Source organism: Variovorax boronicumulans NBRC 103145 (assembly GCF_001591345.1).
GTDB classification, from domain to species: Bacteria; Pseudomonadota; Gammaproteobacteria; order Burkholderiales; family Burkholderiaceae_C; genus Variovorax; species Variovorax boronicumulans.
On the sequence record NZ_BCUS01000013.1, the window covers coordinates 1 to 26,974 of the forward strand.

The window sequence follows — 26,974 nt, forward strand, 5'->3', positions numbered from 1 at the left end:
AGGGTCGTTTCAATAGAACTAAAGACAAGGCAGATTATTTGTGCATTGTTCCGGCAGTGCGCGCGGCCTAAAGTTCCCGCACCAAACAACGAAGAGACAAGCTTTCTCTGCAAGGAGGAAGTCAACGCGAATGCAACCGGTGCATGTGGGCTTCCGCCTGCGAAGCCGTGCGCTGCGCGTGTGTGCGAATGCCATGAACCCTTCCCTGGAATCGATCACCCGGCCCGACCCGAACGCACCGCTGCTGCGTGTGCGTGACGTGGTCGTCAGGTTTGGCGGCATCGTCGCGCTTGATCAAGTGAGCTTCGATGTGCCCAAGCAGAAGATCGTTGGACTCATCGGGCCCAACGGCGCGGGAAAGACCACGCTGTTCAACTGCCTGAGCAGACTGTACGAGACCACTTCCGGCGGCATCGAACTCGACGGCCTTTCCATCCTGGACCTGCCGGCCCATGCGATGGCGGCTCGCGGCATCGGACGCACGTTCCAGAACCTCGCGCTGTTCCCGAGTGCGACCGTGTTCGAGAACATCCTCATCGGCTGCCATACGCGCAAACACGGCAATCTCCTGGCCGACATGCTCAGCCTGCGGCGCAGCCGGCAGGTCAACCGCGCGGCGGCTGCCGTGGCGAACGAACTGATCGCCTACTTGCGACTGGGCGACGTCGCGCACCGAAGGGTCGCGGAGTTGCCCTTCGGCACTCAGAAGCGCGTGGAGTTCGCGCGAGCGCTGGCGATGAAGCCCCGGCTGCTGCTGCTCGACGAGCCGGCTTGCGGCCTGAATCATGAAGAAGTCGAAGGGCTGGCCGAGCTCATCCGCGGGACGCAGCGTGACTTCGACCTGACGGTGTTGCTGGTGGAGCACCACATGGGCCTGGTGATGGGCATCTCGGACTGGATCGTTGCACTCAACTTCGGCCGCAGGATCGCCGCCGGGACGCCTGCCCAGGTGCAGGCGAGCCCGGAGGTCATCGCGGCATACCTGGGGGAATCCAAATGACGCCGCTGCTGCAGGTGAAGAAGCTGTCCGCCTCCTACGGGGCCATCACGGTGCTGCACGGCATTGACCTCGACGTGAAGCGCGGCAGCGTCACGGCGCTGCTTGGCGCCAACGGAGCGGGCAAGACGAGCGCGCTGAGAGCCATCTGCGGGCTGTTGACGCGCAAGGGATCCATGGAGCTGGACGGCAAGCCACTGACAGGCATGGGCACGGAGGACATCGCCCGCCTGGGCATCAGCCACGTGCCCGATGGGCGCGGCACCTTCACCCATCTGAGTGTCGAGGACAACCTGCGCCTGGGCGGGATCTTCCAGAAAGACAAGAGGCAACTGGCGTCCGACATCGAGCGGATGTACGAGTACTTCCCGATCCTCAAGGCGCGCCGCCTGCAGCAAGCCGGCCTGCTTTCGGGAGGGGAGCAACAGATGCTTGCCGTGGGCAGGGCCTTGATGTCGCACCCTCGCTTGCTGCTGCTCGACGAGCCGTCGTTTGGCCTGGCGCCCAAGGTTGTCGCGGAGATCTTCGCGATCTTCCGCCAGCTCAACGAGAAGGAGGGGCTGAGCATTCTGCTGGTCGAACAGAACGCAGCCCTGGCCCTCGACATTGCGCAGGAGGCCTACCTGATCGAGACCGGCCGCATCGTCTTCTCGGGTTGCGCCGCCAGCGTGCAGAACAACGAAGACATCCGTCGCGCATACCTGGGAGGCTGAACATGGAACTGCTCGTTCAACAGGTCACCGCCGGTCTTGCGACCGGTGCCATCTACGCCTGCGTCGCGCTGGCGATCGTCATGATCTACCGGGCCATCGGCCACGTGAATTTCGCGCAGGGCGAGATGGCCATGGTCTCGACCTATCTGGCCTGGCAGCTCATCGAGTTCGGACTGCCGTACTGGCTGGCCTTCGTGCTGACGCTGGTGCTGTCCTTCGTGCTGGGCGCCATGGTCCAGCACCTGCTCATCCGCCGGATCCGCAACGCATCGGACATCAACCAGATCATCGTCTTCATCGGCGTGCTGCTGGTGCTCAACAGTGTGGCCGGGTTCATCTGGAGCTACACCGTCAAGCCGTTCCCTTCGCCCTTCGGGACGGCACCTTTCATGGGCAGCCCCCTGGCCAGCGCGCACCAGGTGGGAATGATCGGCGTGATCCTCGTCGTGCTGCTGCTGCTGTTCCTTTTCTTCCGCTTCACCCGCACAGGTCTGGCGATGCGCGCGGCGGTGAGCAATCCGAACTCCGCCCGGCTGCTGGGCATCCGGGTCAAGGCGCTCGAAGCGCTGGGGTGGGGCATGGCCGCCAGCATCGGGGCCATCGCCGGCATCCTGGTGGCGCCCATCGTTTTTCTCGAACCGAACATGATGGCCGGCATCGTCATCTACGGCTTTGCAGGGGCCGTGCTCGGCGGCTTGAACAGCCTGCTCGGCGCGCTGATCGGCGGGCTGCTTCTGGGCGTGCTGGAAAACCTCATCAGCACCTTCGTTCCGGTCGTCGGCGGGGAGCTGAAGTCCACCATCGCACTGATCGCGATCGTGGTCGTGCTTCTGGTCCGTCCGCAGGGCCTCATCGGCAAGCCAACAACGCACAGGGTATGACCGCTTCATCCAATTCCCGCTCCCCAGCCGGCCGGTACGGCCCTGTGATCGCGATCCTCATTGCTGTTCTGGTGCCCGTGCTGGCGAAGGACTTCCTCGTCTTCCAGGCCACGCAACTGATGGTCTATGCCATTGCCATCATGGGCTTGAACATTCTGGTCGGCATCAACGGGCAGCTCTCGCTGGGGCATGGCGCTTTCTATGCATTGGGCGCCTACACCGTCGCCATCCTCATGGACGGCTACGGAATGCCCTATGGGTGGGCGCTACCCGTCGCGGCGTTGGTCACCTTCGCCGCGGGCTTTGCCTTCGGACTGCCGGCGCTTCGCCTGGAAGGCATCTACCTCGCGCTGGCCACTTTCACGCTCGCCATTGCGCTGCCTCAGATCCTGAAGCTGTCGGTGCTCGACCCGTGGACCGGCGGCGTGCAGGGCATCTCCATCGCGAAGCCGGAGGCGCCGGCTTTCCTGCCGCTCAATGCGGACCAGTGGCTGTATGTGCTGACCCTGGCCATCACGTGTCTCGTCTACTGGCTGGCCAGGAACCTGATCGGCAGCAGGACGGGCCGGGCGCTCACGGCCGTGAAGGACAACGCGCTGGCCGCGCGCACGATGGGCATCAACGTCGCGCTCTACAAGACGTTGGCGTTTTCCGTCAGCGCCTGCTTCACCGGCATCGCAGGGGCTCTCAGCGCGATCGTCGTCCAGTACGTCTCGCCGGACAGCTTCAGCTTCTATCTGTCGGTGGCCATCCTGGTCGGGCTGGTGGTCGGCGGCGTCGGCTGGCTGCCGGGCGCTTTTCTCGGTGCCGCCTTCATCCTCTTCGTGCCCAACATCGCCGAGGGCGTGTCCAAGGGCCTGTCGGGCGCCGTCTACGGCGTGCTGCTCATCGCACTCATCGTGCTGCGCCCCGGCGGCTCGGCAGGGTTCGGCGCCGCCTGGCGCGGACTGCTTTCACGCACCGGGCGCACGACGCGCCAGATATCGCTTTCACAAGAAAAGGAGACAGGATCTTGAACACGCACACGCGCTTTTCCAGAAGAACCGGGCTCACGGCCCTGGCCGCACTGCTGATAGGGGGGCCGCTGACCGGATGGGCTCAGAAACGATACGGCCCCGGCGTCACCGACACCGAGATCAAGATCGGCAACACCAGCCCTTACAGCGGCCCGGGGTCGGCCTACGGCGCGATCGCGAAGATGCATGCGGCGTACTTCAGGATGATCAACGAGAAGGGCGGGGTCAACGGCCGCCGGATCAACTACCTTTCCTACGACGATGCATTGAGCCCGCCCAAGACCGTCGAGCAGACGCGCAAGCTGGTCGAACAGGACCAGGTGCTCGCCGTGTTCAATTCGGTCGGCACCGCGGCCAACCTGGCGGTCCAAAAGTACCTGAACAACAAGAAGGTGCCGCAGCTCATGATCGGCGCCGGCTCGACGCGGCTGATCGATCCGAAGACCTTCCCCTGGACCATCGGCTGGCAGCCGACGTACCACAGCGAAGGCGCGATCTACGCGAAATACATCCTGGCCAACATTCCCGATGCGCGGGTCGCCATCCTGTCGCAGAACGACGATTTCGGTCGCGACTATCTCGGCGGCCTCAAGGCGGGATTCGGCGACAAGGCCAAGAACCTGATCGTCTCGGAGACCACCTACGAACCCACGGACGCCACCGTCGACTCGCAGATCCTCAAGATGAAGGCTTCGGGTGCCAACGTCCTGGTGAACATCACCACGCCGAAGTTCGCCGCCCAGACCATCAAGAAGGTGGCCGAGATCGGCTGGAAGCCGACGCACTTCCTGACCAGCATCTCGATCTCGATGGGCGCCGTGATGCGGCCCGCGGGCCTGGAGAACGGGCAGGGGATCATCAGCGCGGCCTACCTGATGGAGGCGACCGACGACCGCTGGAAGGACTACCCCGAGATGCGGGAGTGGAACGCCTTCATGGACAAGTACCTGCCCGACGCCAACAAGGCCGACTGGATGAACGTCTTCGGCTATGTGGCTGCGCAGGCATTGGTGCATGTGCTGCAGCAGTGCGGCGACGACCTCTCGCGCGAGAACCTGATGAAGCAGGCCGCCAGCATGAAGAACGTGCGCTTCAAGCTGATGCTGCCGGGCATCTTCGCCAACAGCAGCGACAAGAACTTTTTCCCGGTGCGGCAGCTGCAGATGGTGCGGCTGAATGGCCAGAAATGGGAGCCGTTCGGCTCCGTCATGGGCAGCGACGAATAGACCACGGAATCCAGGAAAGAACCATGCACGACTACAAGATGCTCATCGACGGCCAATGGCTGGGCGCTCGTTCCGGCCAGACGCTCGACACAGAGAATCCCTACACCGGAAAGCTCTGGGCCCGCATTCCCAAGGCGGCGCTCGAGGACGCGGACGCCGCTGTGCGCGCGGCCCACCGGGCCTTGAAGCAGGGCCCGTGGGGGGCGCTCACCGCCAGCGGACGCGGCGCGCTCCTGCGCCGGCTGGGCGACCTGATCGCCGGCGAGGCCGAGGCGCTGGCGCGCACCGAGGTCCGCGACAACGGCAAGCTCTTCGCCGAGATGCGCGCGCAGCTCAATGCCGTGGCACACATGGCGCACTACTATGCGGGCCTGGCGGACAAGGTGGAAGGCAGCGTGCCGCCGCCCGATCGCAGCGGCATGTTCACCTACACGCGCCGCGAGCCCGTGGGGGTCGTCGTCTGCATCGCGCCGTGGAATTCGCCACTGGCTCTGCTCGCGTCGAAGGCCTTTCCCGCGCTGGCCGCCGGCTGCACGGTCGTTGTCAAGCCGTCCGAGTACACCTCGGCCTCTTCGCTGGAGCTCGGTCGATTGTTCGAGCAGGCCGGCTTCCCGCCGGGTGTCGTGAACATCGTGACCGGCCTGGGTGCCGACCTGGGCGAAGCGCTGGTGACGCATGCAATGACGGCCAAGATCGCCTTCACCGGCGGCGAGGCGGCCGGTCAGCGCGTCAACGAATTGGCCGCGCGCGATTTCAAGAGCGTGACGATGGAGCTGGGTGGAAAGTCGCCCAACATCGTCTTCGACGATGCCAACCTGGATGATGCGGTGAACGGCGCAGTCGCGGGCATCTTCGGGGCCGCGGGCCAGACCTGCATCGCGGGCTCGCGCCTGCTCGTGCAGGAAAGCATCCACGACGCATTCGTCGAGCGGCTGGTGGCGGTCGCCAAGGTCGCGCGCCTGGGCGATCCGAACCTGCCTGACACCCAGATCGGTCCGATCGCGACCCGGCCTCAGTACGACAAGATCCTGAAGTACATCGAGATCGCGAGGAACGAAGGCGGCCACTGCGTGCTGGGCGGACGCCCGAGCGCAGAGCTCGGCGGCCTGTTCGTCGAGCCGACGATCTTCACCCGCATCCACAACGGCATGCGCATCGCGCGCGAGGAGGTCTTCGGGCCCGTGCTGTCGATCCTCACCTTCAAGGACGAGCGCGAGGCGCTGGAGATCGCCAACGACACCTTCTACGGCCTGGCTTCGGGTGTCTGGACCCAGAACATGGGCCGGGCGTTCCGGATGGCCAACGCACTGGAGGCTGGGACGGTCTGGATCAACACCTACCGGGCGCTGGGCGTGCACATGCCGTTTGGCGGCTTCAAGCGCAGCGGGCTGGGGCGCGAGAACGGCCTGGAGGCCATCGAAGGCTACCTGCAGACGAAGAGCGTGTGGCTCAACTACGACGCGCCGACCGCGAATCCGTTCGTGATGCGCATCTAGTGCCAGCCCAGCCCCAAGCCATCAGGAACAACGCCTCTCATGACACAGACAGAACAGTACGACTACATCATCGTCGGCGCGGGATCGGCGGGCTGCGTGCTCGCCAACCGGCTTTCCGAAGACGCTTCGAAAACGGTGCTGCTGCTCGAAGCCGGCCCCGAAGACCGCAGCATGTGGATGAAGATCCCCGCCGGGACGACCAAGGTCTTCCGGCCCAGCGCCGTCAACTGGGGCTACTTCACCGAGCCCGAACCGAACCTGCGCGGCCGGAAGATCTACTGGCCGCGCGGCAGGACACTGGGCGGATCGAGCTCGATCAACGGCATGGTCTATCTGCGCGGCCATCCGGAAGACTACGACCAGTGGGCGCGCCTGGGCAATCCGGGCTGGGGGTGGGATGACGTGGTGCCGTACTTTCGCAAGAGCGAAGATCAGCAGCACGGCGCCAGTGCACTGCATGGTGCCGGCGGCCCGCTGGCCGTGACCGACCCGGTCATCGACGACCCCGCTGGGCGGCTCTTCATCGAGTCGGCGATCAACACCGGCTCGCCCTTGCGCAAGGATTTCAACGACGGCGTGCAGGAAGGCGTTGGGCGGGCGCAGGTCACCGTGCGCGATGGCCGCAGAAGCTCGACCTCCGTCGCCTTCCTGCATCCGGTGCGCGGGCGTGCCAACTTGCACGTCGCCGTCGAAGCGCTCGCCGAAAAAGTGGTGCTCGAAGGCAAGCGCGCCACAGGCGTGAGCTATTCACAGCGCGGCGTCAGCAAGCTTGCCACCGCCCGGTGCGAGGTCATCCTGTGCGGCGGCGTGATCAATTCACCGCAGCTTCTCATGCTCTCGGGCATCGGCCCGGCGGCGCATCTGCGCGAGCACGGCATCGACGTTGCCCTGGACTTGCCGGGCGTGGGCGAGAACCTCCAGGACCACCTCTACGTGTACTACGTGGCGAAGTGCGAGAAGTCCATCTCCCTGAACCACAAGCTCTCGGGACCGAACCTGTACGTCGAGGCGATGAAGTACTTCGCGAACCGCAGCGGCTACCTGAACATCGGCGCGGTCCAGGCGACTGCATTTGCCCGCGTCGGGCCGCAGGCCACCCGACCCGACGTGGAGGTCAGCTTCCGGCCGATGAGCCTGAACATCAGCAAGAAGGGCGACATCGCACTGGACAGCTTCCCGGGCATCAACGCCTCGTGCAGTTTGCTGCGTCCCCGGGCCCGCGGGCGCATTCGCCTGGCCAGCGCCAATCCACGCGATTACCCGCGGATCCACGCCAACTACCTGGACAACGCAGAGGATCTGCAGGTGATGCGCGAGGGACTTCGATGGATACGCAAGACCTTCGAGACCGAGCCGCTCTCGCGTTTCATCCAGACCGAGCACGCGCCGGGAAATGCAGTCCAGTCGGACAGCGAGTGGGAGGATTTCATCCGCGACTCGGCTCAGTCCGTCTACCACCCGGTGGGCACCTGTGCGATGGGCAACGACGGCATGGCTGTACTGGATCACGAACTGCGAGTGCGCGGCATCGACGGCCTGCGCGTCGTGGATGCCTCCGTCATGCCTCGAATCACCTCTTCCAACACGAACGCGCCTGCGATCATGATCGGGGAAAAAGGCGCCGACATGATCCGCGCGACAGAGGGGCGTTGACGCCAGATCCCCAACTGCCGGGAACTGGGTTCTTTCTGGTCCGTCGGTGTCGTCGGTTGGCCGCCTGCACATCGGCGGCGCTGATGTGATCTTCGTCAGGGGGCGTTTGGACAAAGCAGGTGGTTGTACCTCCGAAACCGGCCACTGGATCGGCGAACGAGCCGCTGCAAAGCAGACAAGCGCGGCTGGCTACATGCAAAGAAGGCGGGATGGGAATGAGTTCCTCATAAGCCACACAGTCGATAGCTGAAAACGGTGGCCGATCAGTGCGCAGGTTCCATGCGCAGCCGGTACGCAACGCCATCGCGTCCAGGGTCGGCGCCGCCATGCAGGCCGTCGGCCTGTACCTGCACGCCGTGCACCCAGCCGATGGTGTAGTTGTACGGGTTGCGGCCAATGGCGTAGCCCTGTGCTTCCAGCGCGCGTGTGGTGGAACGCGGAATGCGGTTGCACACGTCGATGGAGTTGCTGGTGGACGAGAAGCGAGGTGCCGACACGGCTGCCTGCATCTCCATACCGTGGTCGATCACGTTGAGCAGCACCTGCAGCACGCCCATGGCGATCTGCGTGCCACCGGGCGCGCCGAGCACCACGTCGAGCTCGCCGTCCTTGAAGGTCATGGTGGGGCAGGACGAGGTGAAGCGGCTCTTGCCCGGCTGGATGCTGCCGGCGCGACCCGGACGCGGGTCGAACACGCCCATGCAGCCGTTGTACAGAAAACCCATGCCCGGGGTGATGATGCCCGAGGGCATGGCCAGCGAGTGGGTCAGGGACACGGCGTTGCCGTCGGCGTCCACCACGCTCAGGTGGGTGGTGTCGCGCGGCACGGGTGCGCCAGGGTTCACGCGCTCCACGTTGAAGCGATGGCCCGCCCGGATCTGCTCGGCCACTTCTCGGGCCATGTCCTTGGACAGCAGCTGATCCAGCGGCACATCGAAGAACTTCGGGTCGCCGATGCAGCGGTCCTTGTCGATCGTCGCCTTCTTCATGGCCTCGCACACCCTCTGCAGGTAGGCGGGGCTGTTGTGCTCCAGACTCGCCAGATCGAAGTGCTCGAGGATGTTGAGCATCTCCAGCAGCATGGCGCCGCCGCCCGGGGGCTGGTTGGTCGTGATGGTGCGGTCGCGGTAGTGGCCCACCAGCGGCGGGTTGCGCTGCACCTGGTACCGGGCCAGGTCGTCGAGCGTGATCAGCGCCCCCAGCGACTGCAGGTGCGTCACCATTTTTAACGCCAGGTCACCCTGGTAGAACGGGCGCGCACCTTCTTCAGCAATTTGGCGCAGCACGGCAGCCATGCCTTCGTTGCGCAGCGGCGCACCGATGGGCTTGGGGCGCCCGTCAGGGCGGCAGTACAGCTGGCGGCTTTCCTCGCAGTACTGCAGCCGCTCCAGGTTGCCGACGCGGCCCATGGTGGGCTCGTCGATCCAGAAGGCGTGCATGCCGGGGCGCACAAAGTAGCCGTCCGCGGCCCAGCGGATGGCGGGCTCCACCACCTGCTGCCACGGCAGGCGGCCGTGCGCCTGATGCATGGCCTCCAGGCCCTTGAGCGTGGCCGGTGTACCGATGGACTGGGGGCCGATGTCGTTGACGCGGCCTTTGAGGATGAAACCGAAGCCGTCCTTGGTCTCGCCCTCGAGCAGGTGCTCCCACATGTTTTCCCTGGCCGCCAGCGGCGCGGGCGAGTGGAAGTCGAAATATTCATGCACCTGGGCGCCCGGCAGGTACACGGCGGCGGTGCCGAAACCTGCGATGCCGCACATCAGCGGATCGACCACGGTCTGGGCCAGCGCGGTGGCCACGGCGGCATCCACCGCGTTACCGCCTGCGCGCAGGATGTCGATGCCGGACTCGGCGGCCTCCGGCTGCGGGCAGACCACCATTGCTTCTTTTTTCATGAGGTGTGATGACGAACCCCTTGCTGCATCGGCGATACGGCAAGGGGTGAAGATGGAAGAAAAGGGGGCGGTGCTTGTGCGGCCGCCGGCTTACTTGGCGCTGAGGTTCAGCGCTCCGAGCGTGGGCCCCCAGGCCTTGGCGTCACGCGCCGCCGTTTCCATGACCAGCGCGGAAGGGCCGGACATGGGGATCACGCCCATGCTTTTGAGCTTGGCCTGCACGTCGGGACTCTGGTGGAAGGCCGTCGTCGCCTTGTTGAGCTTTTCCACAATGTCGGCCGGCGTGCCGGCGCGCGCCACCACGGCACTCCAGCCCATGTTGTCAAAGCCCTTCACGCCCAGCTCGCCCAGGGTGGGCACATCGGGCAGCTCAGGGGTGCGTTGCGGCGACAACACGGCCAGTGGATTGAGCTTGTGGTTCTTGATGTGGGGCAGGGCGGTGCCATACACAGGTGCCATCACCTCGGTTTGCCCGCCAATGGTGGCCAGGATGCCGTCGGCCTCGCCCTTGTAAGGGATGTGGGTCATCGAAATGCCCAGGGCATTGGACACCAGCTCGACCGCCAGGTGGGTGGAGTTGCCCAGGCCGGCGGACGCGAAGTTCAGCTTGCCGGGCGCCGCCTTGGCTTTTTCCGTCAGATCCTTGAGCGTCTTGATGCCCGTGGCCGGGTTGGCCGACAGCACGAACGGCACCGTCGTCAGCATGGTCACGCCAACGAAATCCTTCTCGGGGTTGTAGGGCAGTGGCTTGTAGGTGAACTGATTGAGCACCATCAGCGACACGCTGCCCAGCAGCAGGGTGTAGCCATCGGCGGGCGCATTCAGCGCGTTCTGTGCGGCAATGAGGCCGCCCGCACCGGGCTTGTTCTCCACCACGATGGTGGCGCCAATGGCCTTGCCTGCGTGTTCAGCCCACATGCGCGCGATCGTGTCGCTGCTGCCGCCCGGGGCCTGCGACACGATCAGGCGCACGGGACGACTGGGGTAGGAGGCTTGCGCGAACACGGTGGTGGCCGTGGCGGCTGCGACCGCGACACCCATCAGGATCTTGTAGACGTTCGTGATTGCTTTGGGCACAGGGATTCCTCAGAAGGTCTGTCATGGAAGATGAAGTAATTTTCATGACAACCCCTGCCATCCACCTAGTGAAAATGCAAAATGGATGCATGAAGGTTTACTCATGATCGAGCGTTCGGAAGGCCTGTCCTGGGCACGAGGCATCAAGGTCCGGCATCTGGAATCCTTTCTGGTGCTGGACGAGGCGGGCACGCTGACCGAAGCGGCGGCGCGGCTGCACATGACGCAATCTGCCATGTCGCACTGGCTGGCGGAGCTCGAACGCGTGGCGGGCACGCCGCTGGTGGTGCGCGGGCGCAAGGTGCAGCTGACGCCTGCCGGGCATCTGCTCAAACGCCTGGCCATCACGGTGCTGGGCGATATCGCCCGCACCGGCCTCGAAATGCATGCGGTGGCTGCGGGACGCGTGCCGCGACTGAACGTGGGCAGCGTCTGGGCAGGCATCGCCGGCGGCCTGCCCGAAGCCGTGACCGCGTTCCAGCAGCGCCATGCCGATGTGGCTGTGTCCATCCACGACGGCCTGTTCGACGACCTGCTCAAAGGCCTGGACACGCGTGCCATGGATGCCGTGATCGGCGTTCTGGATGCGCGGGCGCACCAGCCGCAACTGGCGCACCACGTGCTCTTTGACGACCGGGTGAGCATCGTCATCGGCCAGGGCAGCAAGCACTGGGACAGCAACCAGCCGCTGGGCTTTGCCGACGTGCTGCGCGAGCATTGGGTGATGCCCCCCCTTGGCACGCTCACTCGCATCCAGATGGATGCCTATCTCATCGAGCAACAGGCATCGTGGCTGGTGCCCAAGGCAGAAACCGCCTCGTTGGCCATGATGCAGGCGCTGCTGCAAAAGGGTGACTATGTCGGCGTGTGTGCGGAATCCATGGCGGACTACATGGCCTCGCTGGGACTGTTCCGCAAGGTCGCCATCGATTCGAACATCCGCTTCGGCCCCATCACCGTGGTGTGGAACCGCGAGCACGTCTCGGCCACGCTCGTGGACTTCATTGCCTGCCTGAAGGCGCACGCGCGGGGCTTGCCTGCTGCACACGTGCAGGAGGCGCCCAGCGCTTAGCGGCCGGCCAAGGCACGTGTCTCAGATCGAATCGGAAGCTTCGTAGACCACCACTGCCGCGGCCAGGTCCTCCAAGGCGGTGCCCACGGCCTTGAAGACGGTCCGCCCGTCACCATCGGCGCGTCCCTGGATCCGGCCCGCGGCCAGATCGGCCAACTCCCCTGCCACATCGTCGGCGGCGAACACGCCGCGCGACATGGGCCCGAGCAATTCGCCACTCTTTTGCAGCGCTTCTTGCGTATCGACAAACAGACGCGCACCCGCAAAGCAGGCATCGTCGGCTTCGCGCATCTGCGGCGTGAAACTGCCGATCAGGTCAAGGTGGCTGCGAGGCCGCAGCCACGCGCCCTGTACCACCGGCTGCGTGGCGAGCGTGGCACAGCTCACGATGTCGACGTCGTTCACCGCCTTGGCGAGATCCGGCGCAACGGCCGCCTCGATGTTCTGCGCGCACAGCCGCGCAGCGAGCGCCTTCGCCGCAGCTTCGTCACGGTCCCACACCACCACGCGTTCGATGGGGCGCACGGCACGGTAGGCCTCGGGAATCAGACTGCCGACACGCCCGCAGCCGACGACCAGCAGGCTGCGCGCATCGGCAGGCGCGAGATAGGACGCGGCCAGGGCCGAGGCGGCCGCGGTGCGGCGCGACGTGATCTCGTTGCCGTCGATCTGCGCCAGCGGTTCGCCCGTGCTGGCGTCGTACAGCACATAGGTCGAGAACAGTCCGGGCAGGCCGCATTGCGCGTTGTTCGGGAAGATGGTCACGGTCTTGACGCCCAGGTAACGGTCGTGCTGCCACGCCGGCATGACCAGCACGGTGCGGGGCGGGTCGTTCGCCTCGGCCTGGAGCGAATGCGTGTGCCGCAAGGGCACCTCGCAGCCAGCGATGAACATCTCCCGAAGGGCCGGGATCAGGCGGTCGAAGGGCAATGCACGGCGGGTGCTTTCGGTATCGATGATCTTCATGAGGTCGCGAATGGAATCAGGTGAATGAAAGTGCCGGCCGTCATGCCTCGAGCACCACGTCTTCGAGCGGGATGGCCTGGCAGGCAAGGCACACGGCCGGGTCTTCCGGTTCGCTGCCGTGCAGATGGCGCACCTTGCCGCTCAGCACGCGCACCGCACAGCTCTCGCACTGGCCCACACGGCAGCCGCTGGCCATCTGCACGCCGAGCGATTCGCCAAAGGTCAGTAACGTGCCCTGCCGGGGCGTCCACGTTGCGGGGGCGCGGGCCGAGCGCGCGAAGCTGACGGTGAAGCGCTGGGCGCCGTCGGTGGGCGGCGTGGTGGGCGAACGGAAGACCTCGCTGAAGATGTCGAAGCGCGGAACGCCCCGCGCCACGAGGCCGGAGGTCACCGCGTCCATCATGGCCGGCGGTCCGCACAGGTAGAAGCGGGCGCGCTGCGCGATCAACGCGTCGTCCACCACGCTCGCGTCAATGAAACGGTCCGACTGGTAGTCGATGCCCTGACGCTCCTGCGGCTGTGGTGCGTTGTAGTGGTCGACAACCTGCAACTGCGGCAGCCGCGCGCGGTGCTGTGCAATGCGCTCGCGAAACGCGTGGGTCGTGCCGTTCTGGTTGGCGTAGTAGAGCCAGATGGCCGGACCCTGCGCGCCGTCGGGCAGCGATTCGAGCAAGCTGATGAAGGGCGTGATGCCGATGCCGCCCGCGAAAAAGACCAGCGGCTGCGGCGAGTGGCGCGGCAGCACGAAGCCGCCGGACGGCGCCCGCAGCGCGAGGGTGTCACCGACCTTCAACGCGCGGTGCAGATGGCTCGACACGCGCCCCTCGTGCGGCGTGCCGTCGGCCGAGCGGCCGCGCTGGTGGCGCACGGCCACGCTGTAACTGCGCCGGCCCGGCACCTCGGCCGCGCCCGTGAGCGAGTAGGCGCGCGTGACCTGCGTGCCATCGTCCAGATGCAATTGCATCTCGATGTGCTGACCGGGTCGGTAGTCGGGCAGTTCGCCGCCGTCGACCGGCTCGAAGTGGATGCCCAGCACGCCGTCGGCCTCGGGCCGCAGCGCGCTGATGCGGAAGGGGCGGTAGCCGGACCACTTGCGCTGCCGCATCTCTGTGGCCGGGTCGCGTTCGATGTCGCAGAGAAACGAGCGATGCGGCACCGAACCGCTCACCGGGTCGCAACTGTCGGCGGATATCAGCGCGTTGAAGTTGCTGCCCAACGCGCCTTCAATCAGCAGGCCGTCGCGATCGAGCTCGGGGCAGCTCTGCCACCAGCCGAACTCGGCCACGATGACGTCGTCCGCCAGTTGGGGCGTGACGCGGGCGACGAAGCGGGCCTCGCCCACGCGCGTGCGGATGCGCATCCAGTCGCCGTCGACGATGCCCTTGGCGGCCGCGAGCGCGGGGCTCAATTCGGCCACCGGATCGGGCGCGCGCTTGCGCAGCGAGGCCAGACTGCGGTGCTGGCTGTGGCAATAGAAGCCGTTCTTGGCCGAACTCAGCACATAGGGAAAGCGGCCCTGGCGCGTGGCCTTCGCATCGCGCGGCGTGTCTGCCGGTTCGACGAAGGTGGCGACCGGCGGCTGGCCGTGGCGCAGCAGGGTTTCCGAATAGAGCTCGACGCGTCGCGTCGGGGTGTCGAAGCCGCGCACGCCGGTGGGCGTGGCGCGGGCGTACTTCTGCTCGCTCGCGTCGATGGCGCAGACCATGCCTTCGGGCCGGGCACGCAACTGGTCGACCGCGAGGCCGAGCGGCTCGAGCATGTGGTTCCAGCCCGCGTCGAGACTGCCGCCGAAGAAGTCGTCGCCCATGCCCAGGCGAACGGCCAGATCGAACAGCACGTCGTTGTCGGCGCGCGATTCACCGCGCGGCGTGACCATGCGCTGGCGCAACTGCACCCAGCCGGCCGCACGGTCGTCGATCTCGAAGCCGATGCGCAGGCCCTCGCGTTCCCAGGGTGTATTGACCGGCAGCAGGATGTCGGCGTACCGGGCGGCGGGTGTTTCGAACAAGTCGCAGTGCACGTGGAATTCGAGCTGCGACAGCGCCTGGTGCGCGAGCGCGCTGTCGGCCTGCGACACGGGCAGGTTGGTGCCGAAGGCCATCATCGCGCGCACCCTGTAAGGCTCGCCTTCGAGAATCGCGCGGTAGGTGTCGCGCGCCGTCACCCAGCCGTGCGCGGGAGGGCCGATCGGGCGCTGCGCCAGACCGAGGGCCTTGGCGCGCTGCGCGTCGGGCAGCAGTGAGAGCGAGTTGACGGCGTTGACGCGCGGACCGACGCGAACGCGGTTCGCACCGATGCGGTCGAAGCTGCCGCACAGCGCATACAGCGTGGCGACTGCGCGCTCGGCTTGCGTCGCGTTGGTGTGCTGGCCGATGCCGGTCCAGGCGTGATAGGCCACGCGGCGGCACGTGCCGAAAAGATCAGCGACCGCGCGCAACGAAGCCTCGGCAACGCCGGTGATGCGTTCGACATTCGACGGCGGGTAGGCGGCACAGCCCTGGGCCAGCAGTTCGAAGGCTGGCGCACACGACAGGCGATGTGCGCCCACGTCGATCTCGACCGCGCCGCGCAGGCGGAAGTGGGCGGCGTCTTGGGTTTGCGCCGCCTGCTCGGTGTCATAAGGCACCGCGCGGTCCAGTGCGTCGTTCCACGCCATGAAGCGGTTGCCCTGGGCATCGGGCCACAGGTCCTGCTCGCGCAGGAAGTGCCCGTTGTCGCCGCGCACCAGCAACGGGGCATTGGTCCACGCGCGCACGAAACCTTCGTCGAAGCGCGCATCCGCGATCAGCAGGTGGATCAGCCCCAGCGCCAGTGCCGCATCGGTGCCGGGCCGCACGGGCAGCCAGGTGTCAGCCTGCCGCGAGAGCGCCGTGGGGCGCGGATCGATCACCACCATCTTCGCCCCGTTCGCGCGGCCTCGGCCGATCGCGTTGGCCTGTGCCAGCCAGGTGTTCGCGGGGTTGTGACCCCACAGCACGATCAGGTCGGCCTGCGCGTAGTCGGCCGCGGGCATGCCGCAGCCGAAGGTGAAGGCGTGCGCGAAGTCCTTGTGCCAGTTGCAGACCTCGGTCGCGTAGCAGATGTTGGGACTGCCAAAGAGGCGCACGAAGCGCTCGATCCAATCGATGCTGTCCGTCAATGGCGTGCCGCTGGGCGTGGTCACAGCGAACACCACCGACTCGGCACCGCTCTCGGCCTTGATGGCACTCAGGCGCTTGGCGGTCTCGGCCAGTGCCTCGTCCCAGCCGATGCGCACCCAGCCCGGATCCGCTTCGGTCTTGGGCCTCGTGCGACGCATCGGGTAGCGCAGCCGGTGCGGACTGTGCACCAGTTCGGGCGCGGCCTTGCCCTTCATGCACATCGCCTGGCCGGTGGGGTGCGAAGCGTCGGGCCGTACCGACACCAGCATGTCGTCACGCACCTCGTTGAGCGTGCCGCAGCGCGAACGGCAGAGCGTGCAGTAGCCCTGCTTGGTTTGCGTGGGCGCCGTCGTCGTCATCACTTGCATCCGGTATCTGCGTGACTCAAGGCATCACCGGCGCGACATAGCTCAGCGTGCGCCCGAAGGCCCAGAGCATGAAGAGCACCAGCGGCGCATGCACCAGCAATTGCAGGAAGGTAAAGCCCACGATGTCGCGTGCCTTCAGCGACAGCACGCCCAGCAGCGGCAGCATCCAGAACGGGTTGATCAGGTTGGGCAGCGCCTCGGCCGCGTTGTAGACCTGCACGGCCCAGCCCAGGTGGACCTTCAGGTCGTTGGCCGCTTGCATGACGTAGGGCGCTTCGATGATCCACTTGCCGCCACCCGAGGGAATGAAGAAGCCCAGCACGGCGGAATACGCGCCCATCACCACGGCGAAACTGTCGACGCTGGAGATGCTCACGAACAGATGCGCGATGCGGTCCGACAGCGTGATGCCTGCGTCGCCCTTGGCACCGGTCAGCATGGCCGCGATGGCGCCGTACAGCGGGAACTGGATGATCACGCCCGCCGTCGACGGCACCGAGCGCGACACCGCGTCGAGAAAGCTGCGCGGGCGCCAGTGCAGCAGCAGCCCGATCATGAGGAACAGCAGGTTGTAGGTGTTGAGGCCCGAGATCGCGATCAGCGGGCTCTTGGCCATGAACTCCTGCGCCAGCCAGCCGAAGCCCAGCGCGCACAGGAGCAGAGTGAGCAGCGGACTGCGCTCGAACCACTCGCCGGGGCGGCGCTCGGCGGACTCTGGGGAAGCGGGCTTGGCCTCCGTGAGGTCCACGCCCAGGTCCTGCGCCGTGACCGCGTGCTTCGCGTCGGGCGCCGACCACAGCGCGATGGCCACCGACACGACCATCAACACCAGCGCCATGGCGACCGACTGCCACAGGAAGATGGTCTGACTGAACGGGATCACGCCGGTGATGTCGAGAATGCTCTTGGGCAGGCTGCTGGCGTTGGCCTGCAACTGCGCCGCCGACGAACTGAGCCCCAACGCCCAGGTCGCGCCCATGCCGAGGTAGGCCGCCGCGCCGCCCGCGCGGTAGTCCATGCGCAGGTCGAGGCGGCCGGCCAGCGCGCGCACATAGAGCGCGCTGAAGATCAGCGAGATGCCCCAGTTGAAGAGCGACAGGATCATGCTGATCGCCGCCACGTACGCGATGGCCTGGCGCCCCGACACGGGCAGAGCGGCCAGCTTGCGGATGAGTCGCGCCGCCGGCGGCGAGGTCGCCACCACGTAGCCGCCGACGGCCACCAGCGCCATCTGCATCGTGAAGACAATGAGGCTCCAGAAGCCGTCGCCGAAAGACTTGGCCACCGCCTGCGGGCTCGATCCGTTCAGCAGCGCGGCGCCCGCGACCACCACCACGGCGATGGCCGCGAACACGAAGGCGTCGGGAAACCAGCGCTCGGCCCAGGCCGTGAAGCGCAGGCCCAGGCGGCTCAACAGCCCGGCATCGGTCGAAGCCTCCTGGGGTACAGAAGGGTGGGCGCCGTGTCCGGCGGAAGTGTGTGATGTCGATGGCATGGGGGTCTCCTGCTACTGCTGCTGGAACGGTGGGCGTCCTCGTCACACGCCTGACATGGCGTGCTGCCCGGATGTTAGGAATTGCCATCGACAATTCATAATCTCTATTTTCAATAGAGCGATATAGGATGCATCTATGTCGATAACGATCAAGCAGCTGCAGCACTTCGTGGCCGCAGCGCACACGGGGCAGGTGTCCCGCGCAGCCCAGCGCTGCTATGTGAGCCAGCCGTCGCTGACCACTTCGCTCAAGAACCTGGAGTCGACGCTGAAGGTGCAGCTCTTTACGCGGCACTCCGACGGGCTAAGGCTGACCGTGCAGGGCGAGGGCTTCCTTCGGCATGCGGAGCACATGCTGCATACGCTCGATGCGGCGGTAGAGGAGACGCGCAACTCGGTGTCCTCGGTCGAGGGGCGGGTGCAGATCGCCATCACCGACACCGTGTCCGAATACATGCTGCCCAAGATCATCGGCGCGATGCGCAGGCAACTGCCGTTGGTCGAATTCGAGCCCGTGGAGCGCAACCGGCTCGAGATCGAGAACGGCTTGCGCAGCGGCGAATTCGACCTGGCTGTGGTCCTGGTGTCGAACCTCTCGCGCGCGCCGGACATCCGGCGCGAGAACCTGCTGAAGTCGGAGCGTCGTCTGTGGACTTCGTTCGACCATCCGCTGGTGGCGCAGAAGTCGGTGTCGCTGCGCGAGATCGCGCAGATGCCCTTCGTGCTGCTGGACATGGACGAGCACGTGGACACCGTGGGCCGCTACTGGAGCGCGATGAAGCTCAAGCCCAAGGTCGTGTTCCGCACCAAATCGATCGAGGCCGTGCGCAGCCTCGTCGCACAGAACGTGGGTGTGACCATCCTGTCGGACCTGGTGTTTCGCCCCTGGTCGCACGATGGCGGGCGCATCCGCAGGACAGTGGTGTCGAGCGCGGTGCCCTCGATGGACCTGGGACTGGCTTACCGGCGCGGGGCCGTTCTTTCCGAAGCTACGGCAGCCTCTGCAAGCACCTTGCGGTTGCTGGCCAAGACGCTGACGAGAGAGTCACAGCCGCGGATGGATGACGAGCCGCTGTAGCTTTCGAGTGGGCCGCTTCCTGCGACACGCATGGCAGGCGTGGGGTGAGCGACAGCTACCGGCAGTTGTCGCCCAGTCGCCGAAGGCGGGCTTATCGCAAGCCAGATTCAGCCACGCGCAACCGGTAGAGGCCGACGTCGACGAGCCCCGCGTGGAAGCCGGCCTCGCAGTAGGAGAGGTAGTAGGTCCACAAGCGCTTGAACGCGGCATCGAAGCCGAGTGGCTCGATCTGCGGCCAGGCGGCGAGGAACCGGCGACGCCACTCTGCCAGGGTTCGCGCGTAGTCCTTGCCGAAGCAGCGGGAAGCCTCGATCACCAACCCTGCGCGTTGCGCCTGTTCCCGCAGCACGCGCGGGCTGGGCAGCATGCCACCGGGAAAGATGCAGTGCTGGATGAAATCGGTCCCCTGGCGGTAGCTGTCGAACTGCACATCGGCGATCGTGATCGCCTGCAGCACCACGACGCCACCGGGCTTGAGGCGCTCGCGCAAGGTGGCGAAGTAGGTGGGCCAGTAGGCCTCGCCGACGGCTTCGATCATCTCGATGGACACGATGCGGTCGAACCGGCCCTGCACGTCGCGGTAGTCCTGCAGCCGCAGGTCGACCCGGTCGGCCACGCCCCAGTCCTGCGCGCGTTCGCGGGCGAAGGCCAGTTGCTCGCTCGACAGCGTGACGCCGGTGACGCGCGCTTCGTGCCGGCGGGCCAGGCTCGCGGCCAGCGTTCCCCAGCCGCAGCCGATCTCGAGCACGTCGCCCCCTTGCGGGGTGTCGAGCATCTCGGCGATGGCAGCGAGGCGGCGCGCCTGGGCGGCTTCCAGCGTGTCGTCGTCGGCATCGCTGAACATCGCGCTCGAATACAGCATGCTGTCGTCCAGCCAGTGCCGATAGAACGCGTTGCCCAGGTCGTAGTGGAACGCGATGTTGTGCCGGCTTCCGCGCCGGCTGTTGCTGCGGGTCAGGTGCCGCAGCCGCGCCGCCCAGCGCGCCAGCCCGCGCCCCTTGAGCAGCGATCCCCAGGCCGACTCGTTGGCCAGGCCGAATTCGAACAAGGCCAGCAGGTCCGGACTGTCCCACTCGCCGTCGCGAAATGACAGGGCCAGGCCCAGATCGCCTTGCAGCGCCAGGCGCAGCAGCGGGCGCCAGCTCAGCAGGCGCAGGCTCGCGTGCGGCCCGGGTTCGCGGCCGGCCACCTCGATGCACCGGCCGCCCGGAAGGCTCAAGGACAGCCGGCCGAAACGCGTGCGGGCCAGCAGCCGGCGCAGCGGCGAGAAGACCGGTGCGGCATCGAGCGCGGGGGCGGAAGGTGTGGTCAGGCTCATTGGGTCTTGTTCGAAGGAACGATGGTGAGGTCGTGGTCGGGGGCAGCCGGTCGCGGATGCAGCGGCACGCGCTTGATCCACAGACGCAGGGCCTGCCAGTGGATGGCGGCCACCACCTTGAGGGTCAGCAACGGATGCGTGATGAACACGCGCAGCAGCGCCAGGTCGCTCAGGGGGGCGCGTTGGCCGTCGAGCCGCGCGTTGAGCACGGCGCCGGCCGCGTCGTGCACGCTGATGCCGACCGAGACCGCCTCGCCCGGCGGTGCGACGCGGAACCGGTAGTGCAGGTCCATGCCGTTGAAGGGGGAGACGTACATCTGCTTGTCGCAGTGCTGCTCGACGATGGGCGCGCCGTCATCAGCGACCGGGATCAGGTAGCTGTGCCGTTGCCCGAAGGTGTTGTTGACCTCGTACAGCAGCGCCTGCAGCGCGCCGCCGGGTGCATGGCAGAACCAGACGCTGAGCGGGTTGAACACATGGCCGAGCAGCCGCGGCATGGTCAGCAGCCGGATCGCGCCGCCGGTCGGAAGGCCGGCCTCGAGCAGCCGCGCCTCCACCTGGACCCGCAGGTCGCGGCCCGAGCCGTCGCCATGGTCGGCGGCATGAAAGCTGAACAGGTTGAACCGGTCCACCGAGAAGCAGCGCAACCGGGCGTGCAACTGCGGCAGTTCGTCGATGTCGATCAGCAGGTTGTAGACCCGGTAGCTCAGCCGATGCCGCTTCGGCCGCAGCCGCTGGTGCATGACGCGTCCGATGTAGAGCGCCGAGCCTTCGTGCGCGTTCATGAGGCGACGGTCTGCGCGAGGTGCGGCAGGTGGATGCGTCCGGACTCCTGCGCCACGCACCAGGGCCGGCGCACGCCGCCGAGCGCTTCGGCGACGGCCAGGCCGGCCTGCAATCCGTCCTCATGGAAGCCGGCGCCGAAGTAGGCGCCGCAGAACCAGGTGCGGCGCTGGCCCTGCAGCTGCCACAGCTGGCGCTGCGCGGCCATGGCCGCGGCATCGAACAGCGGGTGGTCGTAGACCTCGGTGCGGATCAGGTGCTCGGGCCGCGGGTCGATCGCCGGGTTCAGAGTCAGGAACAGCGGCTCGGCCGCCGCGCCCTGCGGCAGGTGGGGCTGCAGCCGGTTCATCCAGTAGGTCACCGTTGGAGCCGCGCCGCTGCCGCGCGTGCCGAGGTAGTTCCAGCTCGACCACACGGCGCGCCGCGCCGGCATCAGGGCAGGGTCGCGGTGCAGCACGGCCAGGTTGCGGCTGTAGGGAAGGGCACCGAGCAGGGCCCGCTCGGCACCGGTGGGCGCGTCGAGCAGCGCCAGCGAGCGGTCCGCATGGGTGGCCAGGACCACCTGGTCGAAGCGTTCGGGCCACCAGCCGGCGCTGGTGCGAAGCCGCACACCCGCCGGCTCGCGATGCAGTTCGAGCACGGCCCGGTCCAGCTGGATGCGGTCGGCGAAAGGCTGGCTGAGGCGCCGCACGTATTCGCGGCTGCCGCCCACCACCGTGCGCCAGACGGGGCGGCCGCTGATCTGCAGAAGCCCATGGTTCTCGCAGAACCGCACAAAGGCTGCCACCGGATGGCGACCGACCTGCGCCGCCGGCGTGGACCAGATGGCCGCAGCCATGGGGTAGAGGTGGTCGTCGCGAAACGCGCGGCCATAGCCGTGGGCATCCAGGTAGTCGTCGAGCGCCTGGTCGCCTGCGACCTGCGCATCGCGCGGAGCCTCGCGGTAGAACCGCAGCAGGTCGCGCAGCATGGCCCAGAAGCGGGGGCGCGCCAGGTTGCGCTTTTGCGCGAACAAGCCGCGCAGGTCGGTGCCGGCGTATTCGAGCCCGCCGGCGTCCAGGCTCACTGCGAACGACATGTCCGAGGCCGCGGTCGGCACGGCCAGGTGCTGGAACAACGCGGTGAGGTTCGGGTACGCGGGCTCGTTGTAGACGATGAAGCCGGTGTCCACCGGCACCGGGCCTTCCCGGCCTGGCGCGTCCACGGTATGGCTGTGGCCGCCCAGCCGGGGCTCGCTCTCGAACACCGTGACCTCGTGGCGCTGGGACAGCAGCCAGGCACAGGACAGGCCCGAGATGCCGGTGCCGACGACGGCGATGCGCTGGCCGGAGGGCACCGAGGCAGGCATCGGCACGGCGGCAGGCGGGGCGAGAAGAGGCAGCATGGGGAGCCTTTGGCGAGTCTTGCTGCCCTGTACGCAGAAAACGGTCATTTGGATTGCCCGCGTGTCGCTGCGATGATCCGAATGCCGCTCCCTTGCGTATGACAGGACATGGCCGTTGCTCCCGATCCGTCCAACCCCAGTGCGGGCACTCCGGTGCCCCGCAGTCGCCGAGCGTCCATCTTGACCGTGGTCTCCCCCGATTCCCAGCCATCTCCTCGCGCCGACGATCTCTGGGCCCAGGCGATGGTGGCCGTGGCGCAGCGACAGGACCGGGACGCGTTCGCGCAGCTGTTCTCGCATTTCGCGCCGCGCATCAAGCACTACCTGATGCACAGTGGCAGCCCGGCCATCCAGGCCGAAGAACTGGCCCAGGAAGCCCTGGTCACCGTCTGGCGCAAGGCCGCGCTGTTCGATCCGGCCCGGGCGGCTGCCACGACCTGGATCTTCGCCATCGCGCGGAACCTGCGTGTGGACGCGCTGCGGCGGCGCCAGGGTGTGCAGTCGTCTGAAGACGTGTTCGACTTCGACCTGCTCCAGTCGGATGACCCGACCGTCGAAGACCAGCTGCACGACGCGCGCCTGAACGAACGGCTGCGCGGCGCGCTGCGCCAGCTTCCGCCCGAGCAGCAGCAGGTGCTGCACCTTTCCTATTTTGAAGACGCGCCGCATGCCCGCATCGCGGCCCAGCTGTGCATTCCGTTGGGCACGGTGAAGTCGCGCGTGCGCCTGGCGGTCGCCCAACTGCGCCGCCTGCTGGAACATTGACGATGGACATCCGACACCACCCCGACGACGACCTGCTGCTGGCCGGGTCCTCCGGCCACTTGCCGGCTGGCATGCGACTGGTCCTGGCCAGCCACCTGGAACTGTGCCCGCTGTGCCGCGAGCGGGCGCGCGCACTCGATGCCGTGGGCGGCATCCTGCTCGACGGCCTGGAAGCGGTCCCGCTTGCCGATGACGCGCTGTCGCGCACCTGGGCCCGGATCGATGCGCACGAAGGCGCTGAACCCGCTGAACCCGCTCGCGTGCGGGTCAGCGCGCCCCCACCGCTGCCGCCCGGCGCGCGCTGGCCGCGTGCGCTCGCTCACTGCAGTGCCACGCCCTGGCGCTGGATCGGTCCCGGCATGCGCTGGAGCCGTGTGACCGTGCCCGAGGCCCCGGAGGCCAACGTCTTTCTTCTGCGCATCGCGGCTGGCAAGTACCTGCCGCAGCACACGCACCAGGGGCAGGAGTTCACCCAGGTGCTGCACGGCCGCTTCCACGATGGCCGGGCCTTGTTCGGCCCCGGCGATTTCGATGCGGCCGATGCCGAGATCAACCACCAGCCGGTGGTCCAGGACGGCAGCGAGTGCATCTGCCTGGCCTCGCTGGACGGCCGGCTGCACTTCGACGGGGCTATTGCGCGTTTCTTCGGCGCGCTGGTCGGGATGTGATGCGCGCCGCGACCCACGCCGACACGCCGCTCACGGCCGTGCCCCATGCCAGGTCGGCGGCCGTGACGGCCCAGGGCCAGTCGCGCAGCGTGGCTTGGTTCGTCAGGTCATAGGTCGCGTAGGCCACGAGCCCGAGCAGCGCGCCGCGACACAACGCGACGGCGGGCTCGCCGGCCTCCAGTGCCGGCGCGATCGCCAAGACGACCAGGCCGACCAGGTAGAGCGCATAGAACAGCGCCGCCGCCGTCCAGTCGACCTGCGGCGCCATCAGCGGACCGAGCGCAGGCTGGTACAGGCGCGGCCCCATGACCGACAGCCAGACGGCATCCAGCACAAGAAAACACACGAGCGCCCACAGGTAGGCAGCGAGCAAGGTACGCGGGGAGGGCTTCATGGGGTGCTCCGTGCAGGAGAGGTCAGTCGGTAGCTCAGTTGGCGATCGCCCTTGGTGTCAGCGTCGAGCCCGATCCAGCGTCCGCTGTCGGCGGCATACCAGATGCGGATGCGCTGCTGCGCCGCCTGCAGTCGCCAGCCGCGCGCCCGCACGGGCTGACCGCGGACCTCGAGGGTCGCATCGGGCAGCGGCTCGAAGCGGACCGGCTCGACCTTGCCCGTCTGGGGGGCGATCAGGCGCTGTTGTTTCACCAGCCGGGGATTCCAGTAGGCAAAGCTCATCGGGCAGTCGCCGTCGAAGCGCTGCGCGATCTGCTGGCGGGTGCCGTCGTCGTCGGTCTCGGCGCGCAGCTCACGCAGGCAGTCGCCGGCCCAGCGCTCCTCGGCCTGGTGCCGGTAGCGGTACACAGGGATGCCGAGCACGCGCACGGTGAACAGGGCACGACTGTCGACGCTGCGCGTCGCCGCCGTGCCGCCGACGACAAAGCGATGGGTCCCGATCGGCTTGCCATCGAGCATGGCGGTGAAGTGCCATTCGCCCGCTTCCTCGTCAGCTTCCTGTGCCACGGCCAGGCAGGTCGCCTGCGCCAGCATCAGCCCCAGCATCAGCCCCAGGGCGCTGTGCTTCATGGCCGGGCGCCGCGCCGCGGCGGCCAGGGAATGAAGGTGCTGGTGCGTGCCGCGTAGCTGCGGTAGGCGGGCCGGCGCTCGGCAATGTCGTGCTCCAGCAGCGCCACGCCCGACACCTTGAGCAGCAGGACGGTCATCAGCAGCGGAGACACAAGGCTCCACGCCACCGCCCATCCGCCCGCCGACAGCGCTGCCAACCCGAGGCCCCACCAGACGCAGGCCTCGCCGAAGTAGTTGGGGTGGCGCGACCAGGCCCAGAGGCCGCGGTCCATCACCGCATCCTCGCGGCGCGGGTTGCGCAGGAAGCGGGCGAGCTGGGCGTCGGCCACGGCCTCGAAGACCATACCGCCGCCGGCCAGCAGCAGGGCCAGCACGTCCAGCCAGGACAGGGGCGACGGGTGCGCGAACGCGGCCAGCAGCGGCCAACCGACGATCCATGCCAACACCGCCTGGAGCCCGAACACGAGGTAAAGGCTTTTCAGTCCGAAGTGTGGTTCGTTGCGCGCACGCATGGCCTGGTAGCGGCGGTCTTCGCCGTGGCCCCAGTTGCGACGCCCGATGTGCAGCGCCAGCCGGCAAGCCCATATCAGCAGCAGCCCGAGCATCCAGATGCTGCGGGCGTCGAGCGCGCGGGCATGGGCGCCGGCGTAGGCCAGGGCCGGCGCCGCGATCATCAGGGGCCAGATCCGGTCCGCCAAGCTGGCGTCGCGCACCACGACGCTGAACACCCAGACCGGCAACGCCAGGCCGAGCGTGATCGCCAGACCCAGGCAGGCGAGCGACAGCATCACCGTTTCTCGAACAGGTAGTGACCGACCCACCACTGGCCGCCCTCGGCGTAGCCGAACAGCTCTTCCACCGAAATGAAGAAGAGCCGCCAGCGGGTCCACCACACCGGCGCGTCGCGCTCTCCGTAGACGGCGGCCAGCAGGGGCATGAGGGTGACCCGCCGGGCGTCCATGCGCGCCAGCCAGGCGGCCGAGGTCCGCGCGTAGTGGCGGCCATCCCAGCGCCAGCGGTGCAGCAGGCGCAAGTCGTCCTGGCAGCGCAGGGCGAGATCGTCGCTCGGCATCATGCCGCCGGAGAAGAAGTGGCGGCTCATCCAGTCGCTGGCATCGCGCTCCTCGAACGGGTAGGGCGCTTCGCGGTGAACGAAGACGTGCATGAAGAACCGCCCCTGCGGTTTCAACCAGCGGGCCACGTGCGAAAAGGCGCGCGGCCAGTTGCGCAGGTGCTCGAACATCTCCACCGACACCACCCGATCGAAGCGATCGCCGGTCTCGAAATCATTGAAGTCGCAGGTGATCACCTCGAGGTTGCCCAGGCCGCGTGCCGCGGCTTCGGCCGTGATGAACAGCCGCTGCGAGTGCGAATTGGAGACCGCCGTGATGCGGGCGCGCGGGAAGTGTTCGGCCATCCACAGGCTCAGCGAACCCCAACCGCAGCCCAGCTCCAGGATGCGCAGCCCATCCGCCAAGCCGGCACGTGCGCAGGTCTCGGCCAAGGCCGCCGCCTCGGCCTGCTCGAGCGTCTGCACTCCTTCAGGCCACCAGCAGCAGCTGTACTTCCGGTGGGGGCCCAGCACGCCTGTGAAGAACTCGGCGGGCAACTCGTAGTGCTGTTCGTTGGCTTTTTCGGGCAGCAGGGCCAACGGTGCCTCCTGCAGTCCGTCGAAAAATGCCTCCGAACGCAGGGCGACGGCTTCCGGGTCGCCGCTGTCCAGCTCGACCAGGCGCTGGCGCAGCAGCCGCCGCACCCCCACCCGAACGGCGCCGTCGGGCACCAGGCCTTGTTCAACCCAATGGATGGCAGTGGAGGTGCTCGAGGCTTGGGGCATGGCGGTGGGTGCAGGAGGAGAGTCTCTTCTTCCTACGCCAGGCCGGCCGCAATGGATCACTGTTCGTCGGCTTCAGCGCATGGGGACTGAGGCGACGGTGCGAAGTACGGCGGTCGGACACTT

Annotated in this window: 23 protein-coding genes; 11 read left to right on the plus strand and 12 right to left on the minus strand. The window is 67.2% G+C overall.

Features of this window, described 5'->3' with window-relative positions:
* Positions 1 to 193 precede the first annotated feature (193 nt).
* Genes VBO01S_RS05915 through VBO01S_RS05945 form a run of 7 tightly spaced genes read left to right on the plus strand, consistent with a single transcriptional unit; the run spans position 194 to position 7,982 of the window.
* Positions 194 to 1,000 (plus strand): ABC transporter ATP-binding protein, encoded by an 807-nt coding sequence (locus VBO01S_RS05915; protein WP_062472023.1) that lies wholly within the window; start codon positions 194 to 196, stop codon positions 998 to 1,000.
* Positions 997 to 1,710, plus strand: coding sequence for an ABC transporter ATP-binding protein (locus tag VBO01S_RS05920; RefSeq protein WP_062471871.1), 714 nt, complete (start codon positions 997 to 999; stop codon positions 1,708 to 1,710). The genes VBO01S_RS05915 and VBO01S_RS05920 overlap by 4 nt, the downstream gene beginning before the upstream one ends.
* A 2-nt stretch (positions 1,711 to 1,712) precedes the next feature.
* Positions 1,713 to 2,591, plus strand: coding sequence for a branched-chain amino acid ABC transporter permease (locus VBO01S_RS05925; RefSeq protein ID WP_062471874.1), 879 nt, complete (start codon positions 1,713 to 1,715; stop codon positions 2,589 to 2,591).
* Between the two features lie 44 nt (positions 2,592 to 2,635).
* Positions 2,636 to 3,607: a branched-chain amino acid ABC transporter permease gene (locus VBO01S_RS05930; RefSeq protein ID WP_255221053.1), complete on the plus strand. Its 972-nt coding sequence runs from the start codon at positions 2,636 to 2,638 to the stop codon at positions 3,605 to 3,607.
* Entirely contained in the window at positions 3,604 to 4,833 is a 1,230-nt protein-coding gene (locus VBO01S_RS05935; RefSeq protein WP_082818000.1) for an ABC transporter substrate-binding protein, read from the plus strand. The genes VBO01S_RS05930 and VBO01S_RS05935 overlap by 4 nt, the downstream gene beginning before the upstream one ends.
* 23 nt (positions 4,834 to 4,856) lie before the next feature.
* Positions 4,857 to 6,329, plus strand: coding sequence for an aldehyde dehydrogenase (locus VBO01S_RS05940; protein WP_062471877.1), 1,473 nt, complete (start codon positions 4,857 to 4,859; stop codon positions 6,327 to 6,329).
* Between the two features lie 39 nt (positions 6,330 to 6,368).
* Complete coding sequence (locus tag VBO01S_RS05945) at positions 6,369 to 7,982, plus strand: GMC family oxidoreductase (RefSeq protein ID WP_062471880.1); 1,614 nt, start codon at positions 6,369 to 6,371, stop codon at positions 7,980 to 7,982.
* Positions 7,983 to 8,245: 263 nt separating this feature from the next.
* On the opposite strand, the gene ggt is transcribed toward VBO01S_RS05945, so the two are convergent.
* Both ggt and VBO01S_RS05955 read right to left on the minus strand, forming a co-directional pair.
* Complete coding sequence (gene ggt / locus VBO01S_RS05950; RefSeq protein WP_062471883.1) at positions 8,246 to 9,877, minus strand: gamma-glutamyltransferase; 1,632 nt, start codon at positions 9,875 to 9,877, stop codon at positions 8,246 to 8,248.
* Between the two features lie 90 nt (positions 9,878 to 9,967).
* Positions 9,968 to 10,954, minus strand: a complete 987-nt coding sequence (locus VBO01S_RS05955) for a Bug family tripartite tricarboxylate transporter substrate binding protein (RefSeq protein WP_082818001.1) — start codon at positions 10,952 to 10,954, stop codon at positions 9,968 to 9,970.
* Positions 10,955 to 11,057: 103 nt separating this feature from the next.
* Here VBO01S_RS05955 and VBO01S_RS05960 point away from each other — a divergent pair, with 103 nt between their 5' ends.
* Complete coding sequence (locus VBO01S_RS05960) at positions 11,058 to 12,026, plus strand: LysR family transcriptional regulator (protein ID WP_062471886.1); 969 nt, start codon at positions 11,058 to 11,060, stop codon at positions 12,024 to 12,026.
* Positions 12,027 to 12,047: 21 nt separating this feature from the next.
* Here VBO01S_RS05960 and lhpI read toward each other — a convergent pair whose 3' ends face one another.
* Genes lhpI through VBO01S_RS05975 form a run of 3 tightly spaced genes read right to left on the minus strand, consistent with a single transcriptional unit; the run spans position 12,048 to position 17,995 of the window.
* Positions 12,048 to 12,992 carry a bifunctional Delta(1)-pyrroline-2-carboxylate/Delta(1)-piperideine-2-carboxylate reductase gene (gene lhpI, locus VBO01S_RS05965; protein WP_062471889.1) on the minus strand — a complete coding sequence of 315 codons (945 nt, stop codon included), beginning with the start codon at positions 12,990 to 12,992 and terminating at the stop codon, positions 12,048 to 12,050.
* A 40-nt stretch (positions 12,993 to 13,032) separates the two neighbouring features.
* Positions 13,033 to 16,500, minus strand: coding sequence for a molybdopterin-dependent oxidoreductase (locus VBO01S_RS05970; protein WP_062471892.1), 3,468 nt, complete (start codon positions 16,498 to 16,500; stop codon positions 13,033 to 13,035).
* A gap of 16 nt (positions 16,501 to 16,516) precedes the next feature.
* Positions 16,517 to 17,995, minus strand: a complete 1,479-nt coding sequence (locus VBO01S_RS05975; RefSeq protein ID WP_082818002.1) for a short-chain fatty acid transporter — start codon at positions 17,993 to 17,995, stop codon at positions 16,517 to 16,519.
* A gap of 136 nt (positions 17,996 to 18,131) precedes the next feature.
* Between VBO01S_RS05975 and VBO01S_RS05980 the strand changes: the two genes are divergently transcribed.
* Positions 18,132 to 19,073, plus strand: a complete 942-nt coding sequence (locus VBO01S_RS05980; protein ID WP_062471895.1) for a LysR family transcriptional regulator — start codon at positions 18,132 to 18,134, stop codon at positions 19,071 to 19,073.
* A gap of 91 nt (positions 19,074 to 19,164) precedes the next feature.
* Here VBO01S_RS05980 and VBO01S_RS05985 read toward each other — a convergent pair whose 3' ends face one another.
* Genes VBO01S_RS05985 through VBO01S_RS05995 form a run of 3 tightly spaced genes read right to left on the minus strand, consistent with a single transcriptional unit; the run spans position 19,165 to position 22,558 of the window.
* The gene (locus VBO01S_RS05985) at positions 19,165 to 20,391 is read right to left on the minus strand and encodes an SAM-dependent methyltransferase (protein WP_062471898.1); all 1,227 of its coding nucleotides are present in this window, start codon (positions 20,389 to 20,391) and stop codon (positions 19,165 to 19,167) included.
* Entirely contained in the window at positions 20,388 to 21,176 is a 789-nt protein-coding gene (locus VBO01S_RS05990) for a DUF1365 domain-containing protein (RefSeq protein WP_062471901.1), read from the minus strand. Before VBO01S_RS05990 ends, VBO01S_RS05985 begins: the two co-directional genes overlap by 4 nt.
* Positions 21,173 to 22,558: an NAD(P)/FAD-dependent oxidoreductase gene (locus tag VBO01S_RS05995; protein ID WP_255221054.1), complete on the minus strand. Its 1,386-nt coding sequence runs from the start codon at positions 22,556 to 22,558 to the stop codon at positions 21,173 to 21,175. Before VBO01S_RS05995 ends, VBO01S_RS05990 begins: the two co-directional genes overlap by 4 nt.
* Positions 22,559 to 22,744: 186 nt before the next feature.
* On the opposite strand from VBO01S_RS05995, the gene VBO01S_RS06000 reads away from it, so the two are divergent.
* The gene (locus tag VBO01S_RS06000; protein WP_255221059.1) at positions 22,745 to 23,323 is read left to right on the plus strand and encodes a sigma-70 family RNA polymerase sigma factor; all 579 of its coding nucleotides are present in this window, start codon (positions 22,745 to 22,747) and stop codon (positions 23,321 to 23,323) included.
* Between the two features lie 2 nt (positions 23,324 to 23,325).
* Positions 23,326 to 23,991, plus strand: coding sequence for a ChrR family anti-sigma-E factor (locus tag VBO01S_RS06005; RefSeq protein ID WP_062471908.1), 666 nt, complete (start codon positions 23,326 to 23,328; stop codon positions 23,989 to 23,991).
* Here VBO01S_RS06005 and VBO01S_RS06010 read toward each other — a convergent pair.
* The 4 genes from VBO01S_RS06010 to VBO01S_RS06025 are packed head-to-tail and all read right to left on the minus strand — an operon-like array spanning position 23,954 to position 26,851.
* Entirely contained in the window at positions 23,954 to 24,385 is a 432-nt protein-coding gene (locus VBO01S_RS06010; RefSeq protein WP_062471911.1) for a DUF2177 family protein, read from the minus strand. The genes VBO01S_RS06005 and VBO01S_RS06010 overlap by 38 nt on opposite strands.
* The gene (locus tag VBO01S_RS06015; RefSeq protein WP_062471914.1) at positions 24,382 to 25,014 is read right to left on the minus strand and encodes a DUF6134 family protein; all 633 of its coding nucleotides are present in this window, start codon (positions 25,012 to 25,014) and stop codon (positions 24,382 to 24,384) included. Before VBO01S_RS06015 ends, VBO01S_RS06010 begins: the two co-directional genes overlap by 4 nt.
* Complete coding sequence (locus tag VBO01S_RS06020; protein ID WP_062471917.1) at positions 25,011 to 25,802, minus strand: DUF1295 domain-containing protein; 792 nt, start codon at positions 25,800 to 25,802, stop codon at positions 25,011 to 25,013. Before VBO01S_RS06020 ends, VBO01S_RS06015 begins: the two co-directional genes overlap by 4 nt.
* Entirely contained in the window at positions 25,802 to 26,851 is a 1,050-nt protein-coding gene (locus tag VBO01S_RS06025; protein ID WP_062471920.1) for an SAM-dependent methyltransferase, read from the minus strand. The genes VBO01S_RS06020 and VBO01S_RS06025 overlap by 1 nt, the downstream gene beginning before the upstream one ends.
* Positions 26,852 to 26,974 lie beyond the last annotated feature (123 nt).

Coding starts and splice junctions, on each gene's coding strand:
- VBO01S_RS05995 (WP_255221054.1), bottom strand. CDS start 22,558: ATGCTGCCTCTTCTCGCCCCGCCTGCCGCCGTGCCGATGCCTGCCTCG.
- VBO01S_RS05945 (WP_062471880.1), top strand. CDS start 6,369: ATGACACAGACAGAACAGTACGACTACATCATCGTCGGCGCGGGATCG.
- ggt (WP_062471883.1), bottom strand. CDS start 9,877: ATGAAAAAAGAAGCAATGGTGGTCTGCCCGCAGCCGGAGGCCGCCGAG.
- VBO01S_RS05940 (WP_062471877.1), top strand. CDS start 4,857: ATGCACGACTACAAGATGCTCATCGACGGCCAATGGCTGGGCGCTCGT.
- VBO01S_RS05925 (WP_062471874.1), top strand. CDS start 1,713: ATGGAACTGCTCGTTCAACAGGTCACCGCCGGTCTTGCGACCGGTGCC.
- VBO01S_RS06015 (WP_062471914.1), bottom strand. CDS start 25,014: ATGAAGCACAGCGCCCTGGGGCTGATGCTGGGGCTGATGCTGGCGCAG.
- VBO01S_RS06010 (WP_062471911.1), bottom strand. CDS start 24,385: ATGAAGCCCTCCCCGCGTACCTTGCTCGCTGCCTACCTGTGGGCGCTC.
- VBO01S_RS06025 (WP_062471920.1), bottom strand. CDS start 26,851: ATGCCCCAAGCCTCGAGCACCTCCACTGCCATCCATTGGGTTGAACAA.
- VBO01S_RS06020 (WP_062471917.1), bottom strand. CDS start 25,802: ATGCTGTCGCTCGCCTGCCTGGGTCTGGCGATCACGCTCGGCCTGGCG.
- VBO01S_RS05985 (WP_062471898.1), bottom strand. CDS start 20,391: ATGAGCCTGACCACACCTTCCGCCCCCGCGCTCGATGCCGCACCGGTC.
- VBO01S_RS05970 (WP_062471892.1), bottom strand. CDS start 16,500: ATGCAAGTGATGACGACGACGGCGCCCACGCAAACCAAGCAGGGCTAC.
- VBO01S_RS05980 (WP_062471895.1), top strand. CDS start 18,132: ATGTCGATAACGATCAAGCAGCTGCAGCACTTCGTGGCCGCAGCGCAC.
- VBO01S_RS05915 (WP_062472023.1), top strand. CDS start 194: ATGAACCCTTCCCTGGAATCGATCACCCGGCCCGACCCGAACGCACCG.
- VBO01S_RS05960 (WP_062471886.1), top strand. CDS start 11,058: ATGATCGAGCGTTCGGAAGGCCTGTCCTGGGCACGAGGCATCAAGGTC.
- VBO01S_RS05920 (WP_062471871.1), top strand. CDS start 997: ATGACGCCGCTGCTGCAGGTGAAGAAGCTGTCCGCCTCCTACGGGGCC.
- lhpI (WP_062471889.1), bottom strand. CDS start 12,992: ATGAAGATCATCGATACCGAAAGCACCCGCCGTGCATTGCCCTTCGAC.
- VBO01S_RS05975 (WP_082818002.1), bottom strand. CDS start 17,995: ATGCCATCGACATCACACACTTCCGCCGGACACGGCGCCCACCCTTCT.
- VBO01S_RS06005 (WP_062471908.1), top strand. CDS start 23,326: ATGGACATCCGACACCACCCCGACGACGACCTGCTGCTGGCCGGGTCC.
- VBO01S_RS05990 (WP_062471901.1), bottom strand. CDS start 21,176: ATGAACGCGCACGAAGGCTCGGCGCTCTACATCGGACGCGTCATGCAC.